General features: G+C 46.6%; 12 protein-coding genes, 15 tRNA genes, 3 rRNA genes and 1 pseudogene. 1 reads left to right on the top strand and 30 read right to left on the bottom strand.

Annotation, left to right across the window (positions count from 1 at the left end; translation table 11 throughout):
• Window positions 1–5 precede the first annotated feature (5 nt).
• The 5 genes and pseudogenes from MKY42_RS01500 to MKY42_RS01480 all read right to left on the bottom strand — a co-directional run bounded on the left by MKY42_RS01500 (window position 6) and on the right by MKY42_RS01480 (window position 5,960).
• Window positions 6–653: an ABC-2 transporter permease gene (locus tag MKY42_RS01500; protein ID WP_339848164.1), complete on the bottom strand. Its 648-nt coding sequence runs from the start codon at window positions 651–653 to the stop codon at window positions 6–8.
• Window positions 654–1,502: an ABC transporter ATP-binding protein gene (locus tag MKY42_RS01495; RefSeq protein ID WP_339848162.1), complete on the bottom strand. Its 849-nt coding sequence runs from the start codon at window positions 1,500–1,502 to the stop codon at window positions 654–656.
• Between the two features lie 304 nt (window positions 1,503–1,806).
• Entirely contained in the window at window positions 1,807–3,090 is a 1,284-nt protein-coding gene (locus MKY42_RS01490) for a pitrilysin family protein (protein WP_339848161.1), read from the bottom strand.
• A complete protein-coding gene (locus tag MKY42_RS01485; RefSeq protein WP_339848159.1) occupies window positions 3,087–4,370 on the bottom strand; it encodes a pitrilysin family protein in 1,284 nt (427 codons plus the stop codon). The genes MKY42_RS01490 and MKY42_RS01485 overlap by 4 nt, the downstream gene beginning before the upstream one ends.
• Window positions 4,371–5,212: 842 nt before the next feature.
• Window positions 5,213–5,960 (bottom strand): annotated as a pseudogene (locus MKY42_RS01480) (IS5 family transposase).
• A gap of 313 nt (window positions 5,961–6,273) precedes the next feature.
• Here MKY42_RS01480 and MKY42_RS01475 point away from each other — a divergent pair.
• Window positions 6,274–7,503 (top strand): IS3 family transposase, encoded by a 1,230-nt coding sequence (locus MKY42_RS01475; RefSeq protein WP_339848157.1) that lies wholly within the window; start codon window positions 6,274–6,276, stop codon window positions 7,501–7,503.
• Between the two features lie 87 nt (window positions 7,504–7,590).
• On the opposite strand, the gene MKY42_RS01470 is transcribed toward MKY42_RS01475, so the two are convergent.
• The 25 genes from MKY42_RS01470 to MKY42_RS01350 form a co-directional block, all read right to left on the bottom strand.
• A tRNA-Leu gene (locus MKY42_RS01470) sits at window positions 7,591–7,669 on the bottom strand.
• Window positions 7,670–7,684: 15 nt separating this feature from the next.
• Window positions 7,685–7,761 (bottom strand) — tRNA-Arg (locus MKY42_RS01465).
• Between the two features lie 7 nt (window positions 7,762–7,768).
• Window positions 7,769–7,843 (bottom strand) — tRNA-Gly (locus MKY42_RS01460).
• A gap of 10 nt (window positions 7,844–7,853) precedes the next feature.
• A tRNA-Leu gene (locus MKY42_RS01455) sits at window positions 7,854–7,934 on the bottom strand.
• A 6-nt stretch (window positions 7,935–7,940) separates the two neighbouring features.
• Window positions 7,941–8,016: transfer RNA gene (locus MKY42_RS01450), tRNA-Lys, on the bottom strand.
• A 7-nt stretch (window positions 8,017–8,023) separates the two neighbouring features.
• Window positions 8,024–8,109 (bottom strand) — tRNA-Tyr (locus tag MKY42_RS01445).
• A 9-nt stretch (window positions 8,110–8,118) separates the two neighbouring features.
• Window positions 8,119–8,194 (bottom strand) — tRNA-Thr (locus MKY42_RS01440).
• A 17-nt stretch (window positions 8,195–8,211) separates the two neighbouring features.
• Window positions 8,212–8,287: transfer RNA gene (locus tag MKY42_RS01435), tRNA-Phe, on the bottom strand.
• Between the two features lie 20 nt (window positions 8,288–8,307).
• Window positions 8,308–8,385, bottom strand: a tRNA-Asp gene (locus MKY42_RS01430).
• A gap of 27 nt (window positions 8,386–8,412) precedes the next feature.
• Window positions 8,413–8,486, bottom strand: a tRNA-Met gene (locus tag MKY42_RS01425).
• 18 nt (window positions 8,487–8,504) lie between these two features.
• Window positions 8,505–8,580, bottom strand: a tRNA-Val gene (locus MKY42_RS01420).
• A 9-nt stretch (window positions 8,581–8,589) separates the two neighbouring features.
• A tRNA-Glu gene (locus MKY42_RS01415) sits at window positions 8,590–8,661 on the bottom strand.
• 4 nt (window positions 8,662–8,665) lie between these two features.
• Window positions 8,666–8,741, bottom strand: a tRNA-Asn gene (locus tag MKY42_RS01410).
• A 1-nt stretch (window position 8,742) separates the two neighbouring features.
• A tRNA-Ala gene (locus tag MKY42_RS01405) sits at window positions 8,743–8,818 on the bottom strand.
• 28 nt (window positions 8,819–8,846) lie between these two features.
• Window positions 8,847–8,920: transfer RNA gene (locus tag MKY42_RS01400), tRNA-Ile, on the bottom strand.
• A 38-nt stretch (window positions 8,921–8,958) separates the two neighbouring features.
• A 5S ribosomal RNA gene (rrf, locus tag MKY42_RS01395) occupies window positions 8,959–9,075 on the bottom strand.
• An 82-nt stretch (window positions 9,076–9,157) separates the two neighbouring features.
• A 23S ribosomal RNA gene (locus tag MKY42_RS01390) occupies window positions 9,158–12,082 on the bottom strand.
• 309 nt (window positions 12,083–12,391) lie between these two features.
• Window positions 12,392–13,943 (bottom strand): 16S ribosomal RNA (locus tag MKY42_RS01385).
• Together the 16S, 23S and 5S rRNA genes with 15 tRNA genes alongside form the textbook arrangement of a ribosomal RNA operon.
• A gap of 767 nt (window positions 13,944–14,710) precedes the next feature.
• On the bottom strand, window positions 14,711–15,256 hold the full coding sequence (locus tag MKY42_RS01380; RefSeq protein ID WP_179262112.1) for a GNAT family N-acetyltransferase: 546 nt from the start codon (window positions 15,254–15,256) through the stop codon (window positions 14,711–14,713).
• A gap of 50 nt (window positions 15,257–15,306) precedes the next feature.
• Window positions 15,307–16,911 carry a response regulator gene (locus MKY42_RS01375; RefSeq protein WP_339848155.1) on the bottom strand — a complete coding sequence of 535 codons (1,605 nt, stop codon included), beginning with the start codon at window positions 16,909–16,911 and terminating at the stop codon, window positions 15,307–15,309.
• Window positions 16,908–18,806 (bottom strand): histidine kinase, encoded by a 1,899-nt coding sequence (locus tag MKY42_RS01370; RefSeq protein WP_179262116.1) that lies wholly within the window; start codon window positions 18,804–18,806, stop codon window positions 16,908–16,910. The genes MKY42_RS01375 and MKY42_RS01370 overlap by 4 nt, the downstream gene beginning before the upstream one ends.
• A gap of 25 nt (window positions 18,807–18,831) precedes the next feature.
• Window positions 18,832–19,680 (bottom strand): carbohydrate ABC transporter permease, encoded by an 849-nt coding sequence (locus MKY42_RS01365; protein WP_339848153.1) that lies wholly within the window; start codon window positions 19,678–19,680, stop codon window positions 18,832–18,834.
• Window positions 19,677–20,627 carry a sugar ABC transporter permease gene (locus tag MKY42_RS01360; RefSeq protein WP_257031684.1) on the bottom strand — a complete coding sequence of 317 codons (951 nt, stop codon included), beginning with the start codon at window positions 20,625–20,627 and terminating at the stop codon, window positions 19,677–19,679. The genes MKY42_RS01365 and MKY42_RS01360 overlap by 4 nt, the downstream gene beginning before the upstream one ends.
• A gap of 46 nt (window positions 20,628–20,673) precedes the next feature.
• Window positions 20,674–22,008 carry a sugar ABC transporter substrate-binding protein gene (locus tag MKY42_RS01355; protein WP_090905126.1) on the bottom strand — a complete coding sequence of 445 codons (1,335 nt, stop codon included), beginning with the start codon at window positions 22,006–22,008 and terminating at the stop codon, window positions 20,674–20,676.
• Between the two features lie 132 nt (window positions 22,009–22,140).
• Complete coding sequence (locus MKY42_RS01350; protein ID WP_256222540.1) at window positions 22,141–22,263, bottom strand: hypothetical protein; 123 nt, start codon at window positions 22,261–22,263, stop codon at window positions 22,141–22,143.
• Window positions 22,264–22,302 lie beyond the last annotated feature (39 nt).

Raw genomic sequence — 22,302 nt, 5'->3', positions numbered from 1 at the left:
ACAATTTAGAATTCTTTCTTACGGTATATGAACACTGAGATAAAAAAAGAAAGAATAAATATGATAACACCGAGTAATATATAAATAATACGAAAATATAAATCCGCTTCGGCCTCTGAATTTGACAACGATATTGCCAAATTACTAGCTACTCCCTGTAAACCCAAAGAAACAAACATTCCGATCATCCCACTTCCAATTATAAGAGAATCAGACTTCTCTGGGCCGAAAACGTAGATGAGCGGATAAGCCAGTGCACCAGCAAATAAAATAATGAATATCCCAAACGAGATGAATTTAGTAACATCGTTAATTGATATACCTGAAATTAGACCATATGCATAGAGAAGTAGAGGTGCTAACAACGAGCTAATAGTTGCGATTATAATATAAAAAAGGTAGTGGTTTTGTACAACATGAATTCTGTTAATTGGTAAAGTGAGCACAAACTTATCATAGCCCGATTTTGCCTCGTGTTTTAAAACTTCAGTTGCAGGTGTCGTCGTAAGCAAGATCACCAGCATAGCAATAATACTGTGAGTCGAAGGACCTCCAAAAAAAAATAATATCCCAGATACCACTAATGCTATTCCTAAATATGCAATAAAACTTCGATAAACCAGGTAATAACTTGTCAACAATAGACTTTTCATTTATTCACTCCTTGCCAGCAATATGCTTATATCTTCCATTGAAATCCTTTTGAAGACTATTCCATTTGGCAACTTTTGTTTATCAGATACCAATACGCTATATGAAGAGTTCTGCTTCCTTTTAGCCAGAACTATATCTTTGTCAAGTAATTTGAGTTGCTTCTCATCAGCATCTATAATGGCATAGTTTTCAAAAATATTCCATTTTTCTTCATTCAATAAAATTTCTCCATTTTTTATAACAACGATATGTGTAGCTACACTCTCTATGTCACTCATAATATGGCTTGAAAGCAATATACTACCTTTCCCATCACTAACAAAATCTTTTAACTCATTTAACAAATCTTCTCGTGATGAGGAATCAAGACCTCCCGTCGCTTCATCCAGCAATAATAATTTTGCATTGTGCGATAAAGCTACCGCTACAGACAGCTTCATCGACATTCCACGTGAGAATGTATCCACTTTCTTATTTACAGGTAAAGAGAAGAATGTTACCAGCCGATCAAAGTTCACTTGATCCCACGAATCATACATTTTATTAAAAACGTTATTTAACTGCCTTATTGTAAGATGAGCTGGTAGATTCATAGCATCAAAAACGACCCCAATCTTTTCCTTAATCTTGACGTTCTTTTCTATATTTTCTTCACCGAATAGTTTAACTGTACCACCATTATGGGATAACAATCCTAGAATAACTTTGAATGTCGTTGATTTTCCTGCCCCGTTATCACCAATGAACCCTACTATTGATCCGGCCGGCACATTGAAGGTAACGTCTTTTAGAACAACTTTATCTTTAAATGTTTTTTTTATATTGTTGATTTCTAGCAGATTTGACATTACTACACTTCCTTAATAAGTATTTAAACTACCTTACGCTAGAAGTACTCGTTCTAGTGCGAACACTTTGCGAAAATAGAATTGCGCTTTGAAGTTCATGAGATGATGAAGAGCAGCGAGTATATCTTGTTGTGGAAGAAATGGATGAGGTATTCATGATGAAGGATTTATCGACAAGAAAAAACCAAATTTTCGGAATATGTCATTCTTATTTCATACTATACAATATATTATTATTTATTTCAAGATTTCCCATCGACTTTCTAACTTAAATATTTAAGTGAACAAGGATGGTTGATAAAATTTATTTCTCTTTCACAATTAATAGCGATCTTGCTTCGTCCGAAAAGTGTAAGTGCAAGGCATCTGTAAGATCTTCTTCAGTTAGATTTTCAAGTGTGGGCAAGACCTCAAATAAATCCATCTCGTTAAAACGATACCTTGTAAATTGGTTAGCAATGAATTGGGGTGAGTTAATTGCACTCAAGAAACTGCCCATTTCCTTCTTAATTACTCGCTGTGCATCTTCTTTTTGTATTGACTCCTCTTTGAATTTGAAGATAGTCTCATTTATGAGTGATGCCACAATTTCTGGTTCTCGGCAATCTACGCCAACTACCGAATAGCCAACCCCCTTCTCATTGGTGTAATTAAATGTAAATGGACTATTCAAATAACCGTCATCATGCATTTTTTCGTATGCTTCAGAGCTACTGCCGAACATTAACTCAAGTAAAACATTTAAACACAACTCGTATTTAAGCAATTGCTGACCTTGTCTTTCGGGATAACGTTCTTTATGTCCAATAAAAACTTTAGGCGTCTGAACTGACATCCTCATAACAGATGACTTTCTGTTCACTTCAGTTCCTTCATTAGGGAATATACGGTGGATTTTTTGAGACTCCCAAAAATCTTTTTTCTGCTGATTATTTTGAATGAGATTCATTATTTCTTCAGGTATAATAGGTCCAATCACAAACAACAACATATTGCTAGGATGATAGAACGCATTATAGCAAGAATATAAATCCGCTTTGGTAATTTGATTAATCGAAGCTATTGTACCACCTATATCAATTTTTACTGGATGGCTTTTGTACATATTATCTAGAATTCCAAATCGAGCTCGCCAATCTGGATTATCTTGATACATTCTGATTTCCTGCTCGATGATCCCTTTCTCCTTCTCAACCATTTCATCTGTAAAATATGGTTCCTGAACAAAGTCCAACAATGATTCCAGGTTTCTATTGATATTAGTAGTCGCGGACAATGTGTAGGATGTACGGGTAAAACCTGTGAAAGCATTGACAAAAGCCCCTTGTTTTGCAAAAGTATGATAGACATCTCCCTGTTCACTTTCAAACATTTTATGCTCTAGGAAGTGTGCTGTTCCGTCCGGAACTTGGGTGATACCACTTTTCCCTTGAACCGAAAATCTGTTATTTATTGATCCGTACTTCGTTGTAAATGTCGCAAATGTTTTATGAAAACCTTTTTTGGGAAGTATGTAAACCTCAAGACCGTTGGCAAGTCGATCATGATATATCGTCTCTCCTAATTTGTTATAGGTCACTGACTTCATTGTAATTCCTCTTTTCTGTTTAGAAAATAAATGGTATCAAGCTCCCACTTATTGACCGCTTGAATGACATCGTTTCTCGACACCTTACTTAGTCTTTCAATCCGATTACTTATCTTATTAGATAATCCATCATCGACTGCCTGCATAGCGATCTCCATAATTCCCAGCGGGGTATCATCTGCTTCCAGCAGTAGGCTAATCAGCATCGATTTTGCTTTTTCTAGTTCGCCATCAGTAAAGTTACCTTGTTTCATTGCATACTCTTGTTCTCTTATGATTTCGACTGCTTGCTTGTAGTTTTTAAAATCAATTCCTGCCATAGTTATTAGCAAACCTTTAGAACCTTCAATCTGTGAATGTACATAGTAAGCAAGACTTTCCTTTTCACGTACATTAACAAACAATTTTGAAGAAGGAAACCTACCAAAAATCGCATTCGCTACTCTTGTCGCTTCATACTCCTCGTCTTGTATAGTGCAAAAAGTACGGTATCCCAAACAAAGCTTTCCTTGATTCACATCCATTTTATCTTGAACAACCTTAACCTCGCCCCCACCCTTTCTATGTAGAGAAATCTCCTCTATAGGTGTGTAGTTGTGTTGTTCAGAAAAAATATGCTCTACCATCGACTTGGCTTCGTCCGCATTAAAAGCGCCAACAATGAATAAATCACAGCGACTATTACGAAGTAGTTCTTCATACACTTCATAAATAAATGAAGCATTTAACCCTGCAATATCTTCCTCTCTCCCTGAAGCAGGAAACTCATACGGTTCACCTCTAAACATCTCTTCGATCAAACGTACATTAGCATACACAACCTTCTCTTCATACATAGAGATAAGTCGTTGCCTTAAAGAACGTTTCTCTTGCTCGACAATTATGGAATTAAACACTCCATTCTCGAGCAACGGATTATAAATGATCTCGTGCAATAAATTAAGAGATGATTCCAGTAAAGAGTTAGATATAGTAAGAAATTGATCAGCAGCGATTTCCATTCTAAATGTAATAATCTGGTCGTCGCCCTTTTTATGTACATCCGAAAAGAGAGTTGCCCCATACATTTCATCAAGTAATCGTTGTATGCGCTTACGGTTGGGATACTCTGCCGACCCTCCAGTTAGAATATGGGAAACTAATGATCTTGCCGTTGTTAAATCATTATGAAGAGGTACTTTCATCGTGAATAATACACTAATTGTCTTAAATTTATTTGTATTGCACAAATGAAGCTGCAACCCATTATGCGCACTAGAAGTTACACTAATGTCCTTCATTTCCTTCTACCTCTTTTTCAATCATAAATTTTATATAAAAATACAATTTTATCAATATCAATGCATATATTATCATAAATACCTTTGAAATACAATTTTTTCTCTTCTTTGATCTTATTCGTCAGTAATGTGCTAGACTTGCACTCTTCTAAGACTTTTGGAAACAGAAGATACTCACATTGACGAAAACAGAGCTGAAACCAGCTTACTTGTAAACTCACTCTAATAAACCAAGATAACCGCCACAGAAACTGGGCAAACATCACGCCATCATTAGCCGCGAGTTGCTTCGAAATCAGGGCACAGAGCCTGTCTGTCGGAATACTCCCAAGCAACTATCGCCTAGTGTCTTTTCCTATAAAGAAATCGGTACTGGTGAGAGGATGAATGATTAAAGAGAAGCTTGGTGTCACCTGTGCCCCCCGAAAAGATCGAGCAACGGCGGCAGGTTTTCCATTTGCTGATCCACCTCTCCTTCAAAAAAGGTTCATTTTAAGGAAACTTTTGATCAGTGAGAGCTAAATATGGTCGGCTCTGACACAAACCCGTATTCTTCCGGATTCGAACGGGAACAAGAATGGTCTCTTGTGAGAGTTTTATCGTAAGAGTATCAACTTCGCTCACATCACAGAATGGATCCAGACAATGAAAATCTTTAGGGTGGAAAACCGCTTACTAATCATTTTCATAGGAACTGTTGCACTTATTTCGATAAACCCACATAGTGAAAAACGCCTATACGATATCATCTTCGAAGAGCAATTTCAATGAATGTTGAATAACAACCGCTGTATCTGTCTTTCCATACCTTCTTATTCCTGTATACAATATTATAGTTAGAGCTATCCGAAAACCCCGGCAGAGCGGAAACAAATCCAGGCGCAGGCGAAATGGATGAAGACTTCGTAGTTATCTGCGCTCTTTTCCCAAAGAATGAGTAAGCGACGAAATCGGTTCATCCAGGAATGAGTTCGTTCGACGCCCCCCCGTCTGACGCGATATCCCGGGATTGTTATTTTTTCTTCCTTTTCTTCACCACGTAAACGCAAATGAAGTACGTATCCCTTATCCAAACACAAATGCTGCGGACTCTTCTCGTCCGGTTCCGGTCGGGCCACCTCAGGATTGGGCAACGTAGGCTCAAGCAGCTTCATGTCGTGTCGGTTTGCCCCGTCGATCGCGACTGCCAATGGGCATGCTTCTTCCATCCGTCCACAGACTTCGTTTCGTGGCGCGCTTGCCGTGATCTGTTGGGTTAGGTCCGGTTTTTTTCCCAAAGCGGCGCTTGCCAGGTCTATTCGATGCCTTTGGCTTCGTCGTAAGCTTGCCGTCCCAGCTTCCCACATGCGCTTAAACACGCCGTGGCCCTGCCAATATTGAAAGCGGTCACAACCGTACTTGCTGGCCCCATTTCACGGGGCAGTGCCTTCCACTGAATTCCGGTTCGCAGCACATAAAAGATCGCGTTCATCGCCTGGCAATCATCCATCCGGGGGCGACCGCCTTTCGGTTTTAGCACCGCAGCAAGGGTTGTATTCTTTCCCACAACTCATCGGGAACCGTAAAGTGTGGTTTCGGTGTATTTGTCATTTAGATCTCCTCCAAATATTTCTCTTGAAGTACTTCGACATTTCCCACGGTTTTTCTACTCGTTATAATTAGCTTTCGGATAGGCTCTTAGTGCTGAACTTCATTGGAAATCAGATAATCCATTTCTATCATCTAGTCGAAACTTTTGAAATTTCACAAATGTTCATACACCTTATTGAATCAGGTACTAAAACCGGAATAAAAAAAAGCCCATTAGTACACTGGTACCCATAGACTGGACACTTAGAAAAAAGGTTTGCGGGCTGTGGGTACCTTTTTGTATACTGGAGGAAGCAATGGAGGGGATGACATCATGAGCAAGAAACGGTTTACAGTAGAAGAACGTGAACAGATGTCAAAGAACAAATTCGAAGCTCATGGATTTGACATTACCGTACTCGGAATCAAGCGAGTAGAGCAGTCTGCTGAACGCTGGAAGAGAGCCTACAACCAGAATGGTATCATTGGATTATTGGATTCCCGAAAAGAAGCATCGGGGCGTCCATTGTGCAGAGAGTTATCTCCGGATGAAATCATTGCCAAGCAAGAAGCGCGAATTCATTTACTTGAATCTCAAATCGAACTGTTAAAAAAGCTAGATGTGAACGAAAGGTTGCTGGTAGCGCAAGGAATGAATCTAAGCAAGAATAAACTATTCGAACTCATTAAGGACGCCGTGGATCAAGGTCTGGGGCGTAGGACGAGGTACCTCTGCTCGATACTTAATGTATCCCGTTCGGGATATTACAGCTACGTGCGCGCCGAAGAATCACGCTTAAAGCAGACTCGTTTGGATACCGAGGCAGGACTGCTCATTCAGAAGGCTTTCAAGCGAAAGGGTTACAAGAAAGGATCACGCTCCATCAAGATGGTTCTTGAACATGAGTTTGGTGTCATCTATAATCTGAAGAAAATCCGTAGGCTCATGAAGAAATTTAACATCGTATGTCCGCACAGGAAACCCAACCCCTATAAACGTATGGCCAAAGCTACATTGGAACACCGAACCCTGCCCAACAAGCTGCAGAGAGACTTCAAGAGGGAGATTCCGGGTTTGGCTTTGCTTACGGATATCACACACCTTCCATACGGTCACTCGGAGATGGCCTATTTGTCGACCATATTGGATGCCTCGACGGGTGAAATCCTTTCTTACAACGTATCCAACCGACTCACACTAGATATTGCCACAGATACAGTGGACGCTCTCCAGAAACAAAAGCGTCTAAAGCTTCATAAAGATGCGTTCATCCACTCCGATCAAGGCAGCCATTATACCAGCCCCACGTATCAAGCGTTGCTAAAGCAGAATGGATTAGGCCAGTCGATGTCCAGACGCGGGAATTGTTGGGATAACGCCCCTCAAGAATCATTCTTCGGCCACATGAAGGACCACGTAGATTACCGCAACTGTAACTCGTTATATGAGGTCAAACATGAAATTGATCGTTATATTCGCTATTACAACAACCACAGATATCAATGGGGATTAAAAAAGATGACCCCTGTTCAATACAGGAATCATCTATTGTCCGCTTCTTAAACGATCATTGCCACTCTTTTTTTTAGTGTCCTTGACATGGGGTCCAGATTATATAGAGATAGTCTCTAATGAACTTTTTTATTTTAATACCGGCGAGAGGACTCGAACCTCCACGGTTTCCCACTCGATTTTGAGTCGAGCGCGTCTGCCATTCCGCCACGCCGGCATATGAAGTTATAAATGGCGCGCCCTGAGAGATTCGAACTCCCGGCCTTTTGATTCGTAGTCAAACGCTCTATCCAGCTGAGCTAAGGGCGCAAAATATTGGAGCGGACGACGGGAATCGAACCCGCGACCCTCGCCTTGGCAAGGCGATGCTCTACCGCTGAGCCACGTCCGCTTATAAAGGATGCGCGTGGAGGGACTTGAACCCCCACGTCAAAGACGCTAGATCCTAAGTCTAGTGCGTCTGCCAATTCCGCCACACGCGCATATGATGGTGAGTCATGAAGGGCTCGAACCTTCGACACCCTGATTAAAAGTCAGGTGCTCTACCAACTGAGCTAATGACTCAAAAAACTGGTGGAGGATGATGGATTCGAACCACCGAACCCGTACGGGAGCAGATTTACAGTCTGATGCGTTTGGCCGCTTCGCTAATCCTCCAGGATTACATGGTGCCGGCGAGAGGACTTGAACCCCCAACCTACTGATTACAAGTCAGTTGCTCTACCAGTTGAGCTACACCGGCATATTAAGTGGTGAAAATGGTGGCTCGGGACGGAATCGAACCGCCGACACGAGGATTTTCAGTCCTCTGCTCTACCGACTGAGCTACCGAGCCTTAATTAATTTTTAGATTAATGGCGGAACCGACGGGATTCGAACCCGCGATCTCCTGCGTGACAGGCAGGCATGTTAGGCCAACTACACCACGGTTCCAGATCACTTTCTTGAAAGAAAGATTAATTGCGGGGGCAGGATTTGAACCTGCGGCCTTCGGGTTATGAGCCCGACGAGCTACCGGGCTGCTCCACCCCGCGTCATTATTAAAAGTTATATGGTGGAGGCTGAGGGGATCGAACCCCCGACCCTCTGCTTGTAAGGCAGATGCTCTCCCAGCTGAGCTAAGCCTCCATGTATATATGACCCGTAGGGGATTCGAACCCCTGTTACCTCCGTGAAAGGGAGGTGTCTTAACCCCTTGACCAACGGGCCTTAATGGCTCCCCGAACAGGACTCGAACCTGTGACAACTCGATTAACAGTCGAGTGCTCTACCAACTGAGCTATCAGGGAATGGTGGAGCCAAGCGGGATCGAACCGCTGACCTCCTGCTTGCAAGGCAGGCGCTCTCCCAGCTGAGCTATGGCCCCATACATTTTAGTCTATCTGGTATTACTATGGGCCCTGGTGGACTCGAACCACCGGCCTCACCCTTATCAGAGGTGCGCTCTAACCAACTGAGCTAAGGGCCCGTATGAAAAATCGAAAAAAAATACCCCAAAGGGGTTTCGCTTGGCGGCGTCCTACTCTCCCAGGACCCTGCGGTCCAAGTACCATCGGCGCTAGAGGGCTTAACGGTCGTGTTCGGGATGGGTACGTGTGGAACCCCTCCGCCATCGCCACCAAACGCATAGCTTAGCTTACATTTCAGAGTGTATTCTCTGAAAACTAGATCCGAAACGAACTTTGCGAGTTAGAACCTGCATATCTTGGATAAGCCCTCGACCGATTAGTACTGGTCAGCTCCATGCATTGCTGCACTTCCACCCCCAGCCTATCTACCTCGTCGTCTTCAAGGGGTCTTACATACTGGGAAATCTCATCTTGAGGGGGGCTTCACGCTTAGATGCTTTCAGCGCTTATCCCTTCCGTACATAGCTACCCAGCGGTGCTCCTGGCGGAACAACTGGTACACCAGCGGTACGTCCATCCCGGTCCTCTCGTACTAAGGACAGCTCCTCTCAAATTTCCTACGCCCACGACAGATAGGGACCGAACTGTCTCACGACGTTCTGAACCCAGCTCGCGTACCGCTTTAATGGGCGAACAGCCCAACCCTTGGGACCTACTTCAGCCCCAGGATGCGATGAGCCGACATCGAGGTGCCAAACCTCCCCGTCGATGTGGACTCTTGGGGGAGATAAGCCTGTTATCCCCAGGGTAGCTTTTATCCGTTGAGCGATGGCCCTTCCATGCGGTACCACCGGATCACTAAGCCCGACTTTCGTCCCTGCTCGACTTGTAGGTCTCGCAGTCAAGCTCCCTTATGCCTTTGCACTCTTCGAATGATTTCCAACCATTCTGAGGGAACCTTTGGGCGCCTCCGTTACTCTTTAGGAGGCGACCGCCCCAGTCAAACTGCCCACCTGACACTGTCCCCGCACCGGATTACGGTACCAGGTTAGAACCTAGATACGATCAGGGTGGTATCCCAACGGTGCCTCCACGCAAGCTGGCGCTCACGCTTCAAAGGCTCCCACCTATCCTGTACAGATCGTACCCAAATTCAATATCAAGCTGCAGTAAAGCTCCATGGGGTCTTTCCGTCTTGTCGCGGGTAACCTGCATCTTCACAGGTATTAAAATTTCACCGGATCTCTCGTTGAGACAGCGCCCAAGTCGTTACGCCATTCGTGCGGGTCAGAATTTACCTGACAAGGAATTTCGCTACCTTAGGACCGTTATAGTTACGGCCGCCGTTTACTGGGGCTTCGGTTCACAGCTTCGGATTGCTCCTAACCGCTCCCCTTAACCTTCCAGCACCGGGCAGGCGTCAGCCCGTATACTTCGCCTTACGGCTTCGCACAGACCTGTGTTTTTGCTAAACAGTCGCTTGGGCCTTTTCACTGCGGCCCCCTCGTGCTATTCACACTACCGGGGCACCCCTTCTCCCGAAGTTACGGGGTCATTTTGCCGAGTTCCTTAACGAGAGTTCTTCCGCGCGCCTTAGAATTCTCTTCTCGCCTACCTGTGTCGGTTTGCGGTACGGGCACCATCACCTGGCTAGAGGCTTTTCTTGGCAGTGTGAGATCATGACCTTCGCTACTATAATTTTCGCTCCCCATTACAGCCCAGCCTTACGATGTGCGGATTTGCCTACACATCAGCCTCACTGCTTAGACGGACATCCATCAGTCCGCGTCACTACCCTGCTGCGTCCCCCCATTGCTCATAACGGCTTACGGTGGTACAGGAATTTCGACCTGTTGTCCTTCGACTACGCCTTTCGGCCTCGCCTTAGGTCCCGACTTACCCTGAGCGGACGAGCCTTCCTCAGGAACCCTTAGGCTTTCGGCGGATCAGATTCTCACTGATCTTTTCGTTACTCATACCGGCATTCTCACTTGTATAATGTCCAGCGCTCCTTACGGTACACCTTCAACCCTTATACAACGCTCCCCTACCCCTGATGCAAGCATCAAGCCATAGCTTCGGTGGTGTGTTTAGCCCCGTTACATTTTCGGCGCAGAGTCACTCGACCAGTGAGCTATTACGCACTCTTTCAATGGTGGCTGCTTCTAAGCCAACATCCTGGTTGTCTGTGCAACTCCACATCCTTTCCCACTTAACACACACTTGGGGACCTTAGCTGATGGTCTGGGCTGTTTCCCTTTTGACAATGGATCTTAGCACTCACTGTCTGACTCCCGGAAGTAAGTCTATGGCATTCGGAGTTTGACTGAGCTTGGTAACCCTTGCGGGCCCCGCACCCAATCAGTGCTCTACCTCCACGACTCTGTTTTCCGAGGCTAGCCCTAAAGCTATTTCGGGGAGAACCAGCTATCTCCGAGTTCGATTGGAATTTCTCCGCTACCCCCACCTCATCCCCGCACTTTTCAACGTGCGTGGGTTCGGGCCTCCAGTGCGTGTTACCGCACCTTCACCCTGGACAGGGGTAGATCACCCGGTTTCGGGTCTACGTCCACGTACTACATCGCCCTATTCAGACTCGCTTTCGCTGCGGCTCCGGCTCTTCACCTTAACCTTGCACGGGAACGTAACTCGCCGGTTCATTCTACAAAAGGCACGCCATCACCCCTAAAACGGGCTCTGACTTTTTGTAAGCACACGGTTTCAGGTTCTATTTCACTCCCCTTCCGGGGTGCTTTTCACCTTTCCCTCACGGTACTGCTTCACTATCGGTCGCTAGGAAGTATTTAGCCTTGGCAGATGGTCCTGCCGGATTCATACGGGGTTTCACGTGCCCCGCACTACTCGGGATACATCTCGGAGAGAGCCAACTTTCAACTACAGGGCTTTTACCTTCTTTGGCGGGCCTTTCCAGACCTCTTCGTTTAACCGGCTCCTTTGTAACTCCATGTGAGATGTCCCACAACCCCAGAGAGCAAGCTCTCTGGTTTGGGCTTCTCCGCGTTCGCTCGCCGCTACTGACGGAATCACTATTGTTTTCTCTTCCTCAGGGTACTTAGATGTTTCAGTTCCCCTGGTATGCCTCTACATAACCTATGTATTCAGTTATGAGTAACTGGAAATTACCCCAGCTGGGTTTCCCCATTCGGACACCCCCGGATCAAAGCTTGCTTACAGCTCCCCGAGGCAGTTTCGTTGTTCGCCACGTCCTTCATCGGCTCCTAGCGCCTAGGCATCCTCCGTGTGCTCTTAGTAGCTTAACCATAATTGCTCCGGTTTCGACTGCTCGCTTCCCTTGTTTTGCTTACGCAAAGCCAAAAGTCACTCCCATTCGATACCATCGCAATGCAGTTTTCACTATTTATTGAAACTTGTTTTAACACAAGTTCAGCTTAAAAAGGAATGTTCTAAATCGCAAAATTTCGTTTCGATATCTAGTTTTCAAAGAACAAGCTCCATGCAAAAGCAAGCTGTTTGAGAGTTTGAGCTCTCAAAACTGAGCAACGAGTGAGTAATTTTTGCAGCTAAGCTGCGTATTTGAATGTTTCCACGCGGGAAACGATTCTCCATAGAAAGGAGGTGATCCAGCCGCACCTTCCGATACGGCTACCTTGTTACGACTTCACCCCAATCATCTATCCCACCTTCGGCGGCTGGCTCCTTGCGGTTACCCCACCGACTTCGGGTGTTATAAACTCTCGTGGTGTGACGGGCGGTGTGTACAAGACCCGGGAACGTATTCACCGCGGCATGCTGATCCGCGATTACTAGCAATTCCGACTTCATGCAGGCGAGTTGCAGCCTGCAATCCGAACTGAGACCGGCTTTTTAGGATTCGTTCCACCTCGCGGCTTCACAGCCCGTTGTACCGGCCATTGTAGTACGTGTGTAGCCCAGGTCATAAGGGGCATGATGATTTGACGTCATCCCCACCTTCCTCCGGTTTGTCACCGGCAGTCACCTTAGAGTGCCCACCCGAAGTGCTGGCAACTAAGATCAAGGGTTGCGCTCGTTGCGGGACTTAACCCAACATCTCACGACACGAGCTGACGACAACCATGCACCACCTGTCTCCTCTGTCCCGAAGGAAAGGTACATCTCTGTACCGGTCAGAGGGATGTCAAGACCTGGTAAGGTTCTTCGCGTTGCTTCGAATTAAACCACATACTCCACTGCTTGTGCGGGTCCCCGTCAATTCCTTTGAGTTTCAGTCTTGCGACCGTACTCCCCAGGCGGAGTGCTTAATGTGTTAACTTCGGCACCAAGGGTATCGAAACCCCTAACACCTAGCACTCATCGTTTACGGCGTGGACTACCAGGGTATCTAATCCTGTTTGCTCCCCACGCTTTCGCGCCTCAGCGTCAGTTACAGCCCAGAGAGTCGCCTTCGCCACTGGTGTTCCTCCACATATCTACGCATTTCACCGCTACACGTGGAATTCCACTCTCCTCTTCTGCACTCAAGTCACCCAGTTTCCAGTGCGATCCGGGGTTGAGCCCCGGGATTAAACACCAGACTTAAATGACCGCCTGCGCGCGCTTTACGCCCAATAATTCCGGACAACGCTTGCCCCCTACGTATTACCGCGGCTGCTGGCACGTAGTTAGCCGGGGCTTTCTTCTCAGGTACCGTCACCTTGAGAGCAGTTACTCTCCCAAGCGTTCTTCCCTGGCAACAGAGCTTTACGATCCGAAAACCTTCATCACTCACGCGGCATTGCTCCGTCAGGCTTTCGCCCATTGCGGAAGATTCCCTACTGCTGCCTCCCGTAGGAGTCTGGGCCGTGTCTCAGTCCCAGTGTGGCCGATCACCCTCTCAGGTCGGCTACGCATCGTCGCCTTGGTGAGCCGTTACCCCACCAACTAGCTAATGCGCCGCAGGCCCATCCCCAAGTGACAGATTGCTCCGTCTTTCCAGTTCTCTTCAGGAGAAGAAAACAACTATTCGGTATTAGCTACCGTTTCCGGTAGTTGTCCCAAGCTTGAGGGCAGGTTGCCTACGTGTTACTCACCCGTCCGCCGCTAACCATCAGAGAAGCAAGCTTCTCATCAAGTCCGCTCGACTTGCATGTATTAGGCATGCCGCCAGCGTTCGTCCTGAGCCAGGATCAAACTCTCCAATAAAGTATTGAAAAGAGCGATAAGCTCATTTTGAAACTGACGAGATTAAAAATCTCATTTTATGCTCCAGTCGATCCAAGCCAAGGCTTGTCTCAAACTTTCGCGTTCACTCTGCAAGCAGAATGTTTACTCACTCGTTGTTCAGTTTTCAAAGATCAAACTTGTTTCATTGCCGTGTGTTGTTCACCTCAGCAACTTTTATATCTTATCACATCCGAACCAACTTTGCAAGCTCTTTTTTAAGTTTCTTTCGAAGCTTATTTCATTTGCTTGCCGCACCGTGTTTCTCGTGTTTTCTTGGCCGGAATTAGAATATACCATGTACAAAAATAAATTGCAACCCTTAATTAATATTTCTCTATCCTCGTTTTATGAGAACAATAGAACCGTTATATTCCCCTTCTATATCATACTAAGTCATAGTCTTGAAATCAGACCCTATCTGCTACACTCTATAGATATGACAATACTAATTATCATTAACTTATTGAGAAAGGGTAATAGTTACTGTTCATAGCAAACTGATATTCTATTCGTTTTGAAGAAACACTAACTAGCAGCTAAAGGGATGCTTAGTTTTATATCGATTATCCAATAGCTTCTATAGCAATATATGAAATCAAATTTTAATAAACCTGCAATGAATAGATACTTACTCTCTCCATAAAAGATGCGTAGTGACTCTAGTATCTGTTCTCTAATATATACTCATTGATACAAAAAAGGAGTGGCGTATGGCTAGCCAAACTTCTCAGCATCCCCTTCTCCCCTCAGCCCCTGAACCTTCCCATCATAACTGTATCGTAATACCGACCGTCCGCGTGTCGCCGATCCTTTTTCAAAGTTCCCTCTATCTCGAAGCCCATTCTTCTGTAAAGCTCCATCGCCTTATCGTTCGTCCCCACCACGTTCAAGGTCATTTTCTCAATTCCATTCGTATCTGCCCAATCTATCGATAGTTCGAGTAGTTTCTCGCCGATCCCGTATCCCCAGAACTCTTTCGCTACACAAACACCAAATTCAACCTTATGAGAAAATCGCTTTAGATCAACTCCTTCACATCTGGAATACCCGACGATTTGTTCCTTTACGACAGTAACGAGAAACAGGTTTCTCTCTTTTTCCGAGTCCGACCGAATTATGTGTTCAAATCCAGCTGGATCAATAAAGCCTTCACCTTGCTCACGATCCATATACTCGGTTTCTCCATCCATCTGTACACGAAGTGAAGACAATACCTCAGCATCCTTTTCAATTGCGGACCTAATCGAATAGGTCAATCCTTTTACATTAAACTCCTGTTGATCGATGATCATACGCCATAATCCCTCCATTCTATTTTATTTTGCATATCCTATTCATGGCTCTACCCCACCTCAGACGGACTCTTGCCCGTAAGCATCTTGAACACCTGACTGAAATACGTCGCGTTGCGGAACCCTGTCATCTCGCTAACTTCGTAGACCATGTAATGCCCTGACTGTAATAGCTCCAACGCACGTTGAATCCGATACCCGTTTACATAACTCACAAAGTTCTCTCCGGTCACTCTCTTGAACAGCTGACTCAAATATTTGGGGTGCACAAACAGTCCCTTGGCAATGGCTTCAAAACTGATTTCTTCAGCATAATGCATTTCCACGTACTGTTTCACCTGCTCCACTAGTTTATTGGTTTTTTTCTCGCCCATTTCTTTACGTATCTGTTCCATCCAGTTTCGAATAATACCATCCATCCAGCATATCAGATCCTGCAGCCCATATTTCGATTGGATTTCCCGCAAAAAATGGCTCATCGCGAGCGGCGGTGCCAGCATGGGATAATGTCGGTTCCAACTATGAATTAACGTGTCGAACAGGCTCACGGCCACAACTTGCACATCCTGAATACTGGCACCACCCCCTTCCTCCAACAGATTGCGAAGCTGAACCCATATCTCCTCTGCCAGATCAGTCCTCATATCTGCCCATGACTCATTCCATTGTCGCAGCAATAGCGAGTAATCCGTTGCGCTCGGCGTTAAAGCAGCAGATGAATCATATCGATATACACGACTCCCGCCCTGAAACTCTGCTTTCTCCAGCGCCTCCCTGCTCTCCAGATAAGAGTCCATCACTTCGCATAAGTGCCCTTTGGACGTTCCAATACCTGCGCTCATTTCGATCTTGAGGTACGTAAAAATCTGATCAATCATCCGTTCAACAATGGACTCAAATTGCTCTAGCGGGTCCCTCTCGTCAAATAGAAGCAGCACAAACACCTGATCCGAGTAATCCACGATCTCCACCTGGCAGTCGTTTATTTGCGAAGTCTGCTCTTTGACGGTCTCCTGAATTATATCTGCTGCCCCATATCTTAATAGCTGCCAGTCCCGCTCTTTCATCTTTGTTAGAAATGCAGGCCGGTACAACTGTAGACTTATTGCGCGCACTTGAGAGGGTATGCGAATACCCACATAATCCATACGCTCCGCAGGCAGCTCCTCTTCCCGATAGCGCGTGGTTAACAGCTCGTGAAGAAATAGTTTGCGAAGATAAGGAACCACCCGTCCAATCTCCTGTTTGTATGTCCGCTCTAGCTGCTCATGCCGCTCACGCACATCCTGTTCCAGTAACACCTCACGCAGAACAGACTCAATCTCCTCCACTTCCGCAGGCTTCAGCAAAAAATGATTCACGCCCCAACGCATGGCCGCCCGGGCATTCTCGAATTCGTCATATCCACTAAGAATGATGATCGGCAGATGGGGATGGTCCCGCCGCAACGCCTGCGTGAGCTCAAGTCCTGTCATTCCTGGCAAATAGACGTCCGTCATCACAAGATCGGGGCGCAGCTGTTGGAACATCTCCAGTGCATCCACGCCATTGGAAGCAGTTCCTGCAATGCGGAGGCCAATGGATGGCCAATCAATATGGTCGGTCAATGCTTTTACAATATGCGGGTCATCGTCTATGAGCATAATGCTTTTCATTCATTTTCACCGCCCAGCCATAAGTTTAATTGTTCTTCCGTCTCGATACGCGGCAGCGTAATGGTCACTCCTACTCCGCCCAATTCACCTGCGCATATATCAATGCCATACCCCATGCCACAATACAGTTGAATGCGTTGATGTACATTACGTATCCCAATGCCCGTTGTCTCCTCCAGCTTCCAGCCCTCAGGCAAGCCCTGTCCGTTATCTCTTATGCAAATGATGATTTTGGATGGTGGATCGATGCCCTCCAATTCGCGCATATCCACCTGTATGCGAAGTTTTCCTTCCTTTGGATGCCCATGCATGACTGCATTCTCGATAAAAGGCTGTAAAATGATTTTGGGAATGTAACAGCCTCGCACTCTCGGATCAATCTGTTCCTGATAATCAATAGAGAACGGAAGACGCTCTGACTGAATGCTGACGTAACAACGAGCATGCTCCAACTCATCCCGTACCCGGATGAATAGTCTGCCGCCGCTCAATCCGATACGCAGCAGTTTGCTGAGTTGTACAATCATGCGGCTGATGTCCTTGGCCTCATAATCGAGAGCACGCCAGTGGATCATGTCGAGTGTGTTGTACAAAAAATGCGGTTTGATTTGCGCCTCCAGTAAACCGGTCTGTGCTTCACGCTTCGCTCGGCTCTCTTCTTTGACCCGCTCCATCAACTCCGTCAATTGTGATGCCATATGATTGAATCCATACGCCAAATGGGCATATTCCTCGGTAAACGAAAGCTGAACCCGGGTATTGAAATCCCCCTTCTCCAATTGCCTCATCCGCTTGATCAGCTGACGTAAAGGACGAACAATCCGCCAAACGAACAGATACGCAAGTACCGCCGAAAATAGTAACCCCAGCACAGCTATTCCAAGGACCTGCCATCCGGCCTGCCTCACAGGAGATAATAGTGTGTGAACAGGGATGGTCTGTACCAATCGCCACTGAAGCATGGCAGGTCTTGAATACAGTACAAGCTGCGCTCCACCAGGCTTGCCGGAAACCACTTCAAAGCCGTCCTCCCCATGTTCAACATGCTCCTGAATCCATGCACGATCGACGACTGGTTCGCTTTCCCCAGCAGCAGCGAAATTAGCAGATACACTAATAGAAGGAAAAATTCCCGAGGCTCCATGAATTGAACTCAAATCCTCACCAGAATTCACCTCTAAATTGTCATCGCCCATCTGCATGACGACGTTACCTGCGGTATCCACCAACAGTACCTGTCCATCCAGCACCATCGGCATATCCGCAAATCTACGTACAATATCGGCGCGACTCAGGCGGATGAGCACGTAGGCTACCGTACCACCCCGGCTGTCAAAGATTCGCTGGGCGTATCCGATTAGCGATTGGCCTGATTCGTTTTCCCGCAGAGGTACCCAAGCCGCATCCGCATGCTCCAGTGCAGCAAACCATGAATCACCGGCAATCGTATCCACTGGATAAATGCGGTCGGCCATCGTGACAGCGACACCGTTGAAGGCATCCGTATACAGCTCCACGGAGGTAATACCTTCACTGACTACCACCGTATGATCCAGTATTTTGGATACCTCACGCCGTTGGTGGATCTGTGTCAGCCTTCCCGCTCCTTTCGTTTCAAGCAGACTCGACAGCTCACGGTTGCTCGCCAAAGAATAAGCCGTGCCTGTCACACCTGTAATAAAATCAAACCCGCGGCGTGTACTCTCATTCAGAAGAGCAAGTCGTGCTTTGCTAATCTCGGTAAACGTGACGGCAGAGAACGACTGGTATGCCAGCCAAACAATAACCGAGACGAGAAGTAGATTAAACGCAATAAAGCAAGTCACCATCAACGTGGAGAGCTTGCTTTGTTGCAGCTTATGATTTAGGAATAACGATAATCTTCGTTTCCGCATGGAATCAACTCGTTTCGTCTTGGAATTACCCTTTGAGCCCAGAGGTCGCGATTCCTTCCACGAAATACTTTTGACACACGATAAATACGATAAAACAAGGCACCAGTGACAGCACTGACATTGCAAACATCGGTCCCCAATCCGATTGAGAACTGGAATCGAGGAACAGGCGTAAGCCCAGCGGCACCGTGTATTTGCTGACATCACTCAGATAGATCAACTGACTGAAGAAGTCATCCCATGTCCACAAAAAGGTAAAGATCATCGTCGTCACCAGCGCCGGAAAGGCCAGCGGAATGATAATTCTGGTGTAAATTCGTACAGGACCACATCCATCAATCGTCGCCGCTTCATCCAGCTCTTTGGGCAATCCCCGGAAGAACTGGACCATCAGGAAAATGAAGAAGGCATCGGTCGCCAGCCATTTCGGCACCACCAGCGGCAGATACGTATTCACCCATTCCAGATGGTTAAACAGAATATATTGAGGGATCAGCGTCACATGGTGCGGCAGCATGATCGTCATTAGCATTAAGCCAAAGCAAATCGCTTTGAACCGAAAATTCAATCTGGCAAAGGCATATGCCGCCATCGAGCAAGAGATGACATTGCCAAGCACAGCGCCCAGCGACAGGACGACGGAGTTGGTCAGAAAACGGGAGAAGGGATTGCCCTGAATGCCCGTCCAGCCATTGATGTAATTTTGCCAGTTCCATTCTCGCGGCCAAAACCAAGTCTCGGTGAAAATCATATGTCCCGGTTTGAATGAACTGCCCAGCATCCAGAGCACCGGATACAGCATGACAAAGGCAATAACCGAGATCAGTACATGTTTGGCGACTACCCACGTAGCAGCATTTCGTTGTCCAATCATGATTTTCCACCATCCTCATAGTGCACCCACAGCTTGCTGCTGCGGAATACCAGCAATGTAAAGACACCGATCAGGATCACCAGCACCCAGGCCATCGCGGACGCATAACCCATCTGGAAGAACGAGAACCCTTTTTTGTACAGGTATAAAGAGTACATTAAAGTTGAATTGACTGGCCCCCCGCTGCCGTTACTGATGACAAAAGCCTGAGTAAATGACTGGAAGGAGGTAATCAGCTGCATCACGAGATTGAAAAAGATCACCGGTGACAGAATCGGCAGTGTGATATAAAAGAATCTCCGGAGCGGTCCTGCTCCATCTACCGAGGAAGCTTCGTCATACTCAGGTGGAATCTGTTTCAAGCCTGCCAGGAAAATAATCATCGACGATCCGAACTGCCATACGGACAGCAGTACGATTGAATACAGGGCATATTTCGGGTTGGCGACCCAATCGGGTGCCTTAATGCCGATCATGGCAAGTACCCCATTAAGCAGTCCGTCACCGCCCAGCATTTTGCGCCACAGCATCGCAATTGCGACACTGCCCCCAAGCAGGGTTGGGATGTAATACACCGTACGGTAAATGCCGAGCCCACGAATGCCTTTGTTCAACAGCATCGCCACCAGCAGGGCAAAAATCAGCTTGATCGGTACGGAGACAGCGACATACGTAAATGTGACTTTGAGCGATTGGATAAACAGTTTATCCGATGTAAACATCGTGGTGTAGTTATCCAGACCGACCCAGGAAGGGGCGGCCAGGATACTGTAGTCGGTGAACGAAATGTATAAGGAAACGAGCATCGGCCCAAGTGTCAGAAACAATAAACCAACCAGCCATGGGGCCAGAAACAGAAGCGCTGCTCCATTATGGGCATATCTCCGCTTCACCCGCCGGGCTGTTACACGCTCGGTTCGTGCTTGACTGATCTGTGTTGTACTCATCTTCGCAACCTCCCCGCGGAATATGAAGTCTGGAACCATTCAAGTGTTATTGACTTGATGCAAGTGTCGCCTTGGCCCCTTCAATGAACTGGGCAATCACATCCGGTGTATTGCCTTGACCGAAGGCGATCTGCTCGCTTGCACTCTTGAAGCTGGTATCCACTTCGGAAAATCCTTGTGGGTATGGCGGATCAATTTCACTGGAGTTTTTCGATACCACATCGATAAATTGGAAGATGGCTTGCTCCGCTTCTGGTAGCGTAGGCTGCATCTTCTCACGGATGCTGGCATTGACGGGTACGCCGCGCTCCGAGCCGAGAATGGCGGTAGCTTCGGGATCATTGACCATGAAGTCGATAAACATCGCCACTTCCTTCGGATGTTTTGTTTTGGCATAACCGGACAGGAACTGACCTGCTTTCAGGTATTCACCGATTTGCTTTTCACCCACACCGTGCGGAAGCACTTGTATCCCAAGCTTATGATCCTGGTTTTTGTTCACCTGCTGGAACGTCAGCAATTGATTAGACCAGGCAAAGTCCATGGCGGCTGTACCAAGCGAGATCGGGCGTGTCTCCAGTGCATTCGTAGTGGATGCCGTCACTTCCGCAGAGGTTGCCCCCCCGTTCTCACGAAGCGCCCCCCACATGTCAAACCATTGCTGGAGCTCCTCGCTGGTAGCTGTCAACGTCCCGCCATCAAATAGTCCCTTGCCTGTTTGCCGGATAAATACCTCAAACATGTTCGTGGTTCCTGATACATCCGCCGAACCGTAGAAACCGTCACCTTTCTCTGCTGCAATCTTGGCCGCTATGTCGCTAAAATCCTTCCACGTCCAGCTTTCCTGCGGCTCCTCGATCCCGAGCTCCTGGAATACGGTGGCATCATAGATGACACCTGGCGCATTTACACCCAATGTAATGGCGTATAATTTATCGTCAATCGATCCGGCTTTGAGCATGCTCTTGTCATGGTCTTCTGTGCGCAGCTCTTTGCTCTCTGCATATGGGGTCAGGTCAAGCAATGCACCACGCCGGGCAAAGTCGGTTAGAAAAGCGTAATCCATCTGTATGATATCCGGTGCATTTGAACCGGCTACCTGTGTAGTCAGCTTGTCAAAGTATCCGTCCCAACCGGAATATTCCGGCTTAATGGTAATGCCAGGGTGCTTCTCTTCAAACAGCTTAATCACTTTGGTCGTGAGATCGTGGCGAGTCTGTGATCCCCACCAGGTCATACGAAGTTCAATTTTGCCGGAAGTGTCTCCTTCTTCTCCTTCATTGGTTGAAGCAGACGGGGCTGATGATCCTCCGGAACAGGCTGTAGCAAACATTAACAGGGATAGGCAGAACAAGGTTACCCACTTTTTGGTATTCAACATGAATGAATTTCCTCCCCTTTTGCTTTTATGGAATCGCTTACAAAAACTATTGTAACGGCCTATGGCTGCTCATGACATAAACAAAAGTAAGCTTTCCTGTCAAAAAAGTAAGGGGTTGGGACAAGTGTCCATTCAATTGTCATCGATAATCCAGTGATTAAATAACCACCAGAATTGATGCACCTGGTGGTTATTCATATATACAGCATTCTTCGTGCGGCGCACTGTGCCTCGCTCCATCTCAACGGTAGTCATCCTGACGTCTGCATTGAAACGTTAAAGTAGATACCATGT

The sequence above is a fragment of the Paenibacillus sp. FSL W7-1088 genome, from assembly GCF_037969855.1.
In the GTDB taxonomy this organism is placed as follows: Bacteria; Bacillota; Bacilli; order Paenibacillales; family Paenibacillaceae; genus Paenibacillus.
Note: the sequence above shows the minus strand (reverse complement) of the source record. Positions and strands in the feature narration are given on the sequence as shown.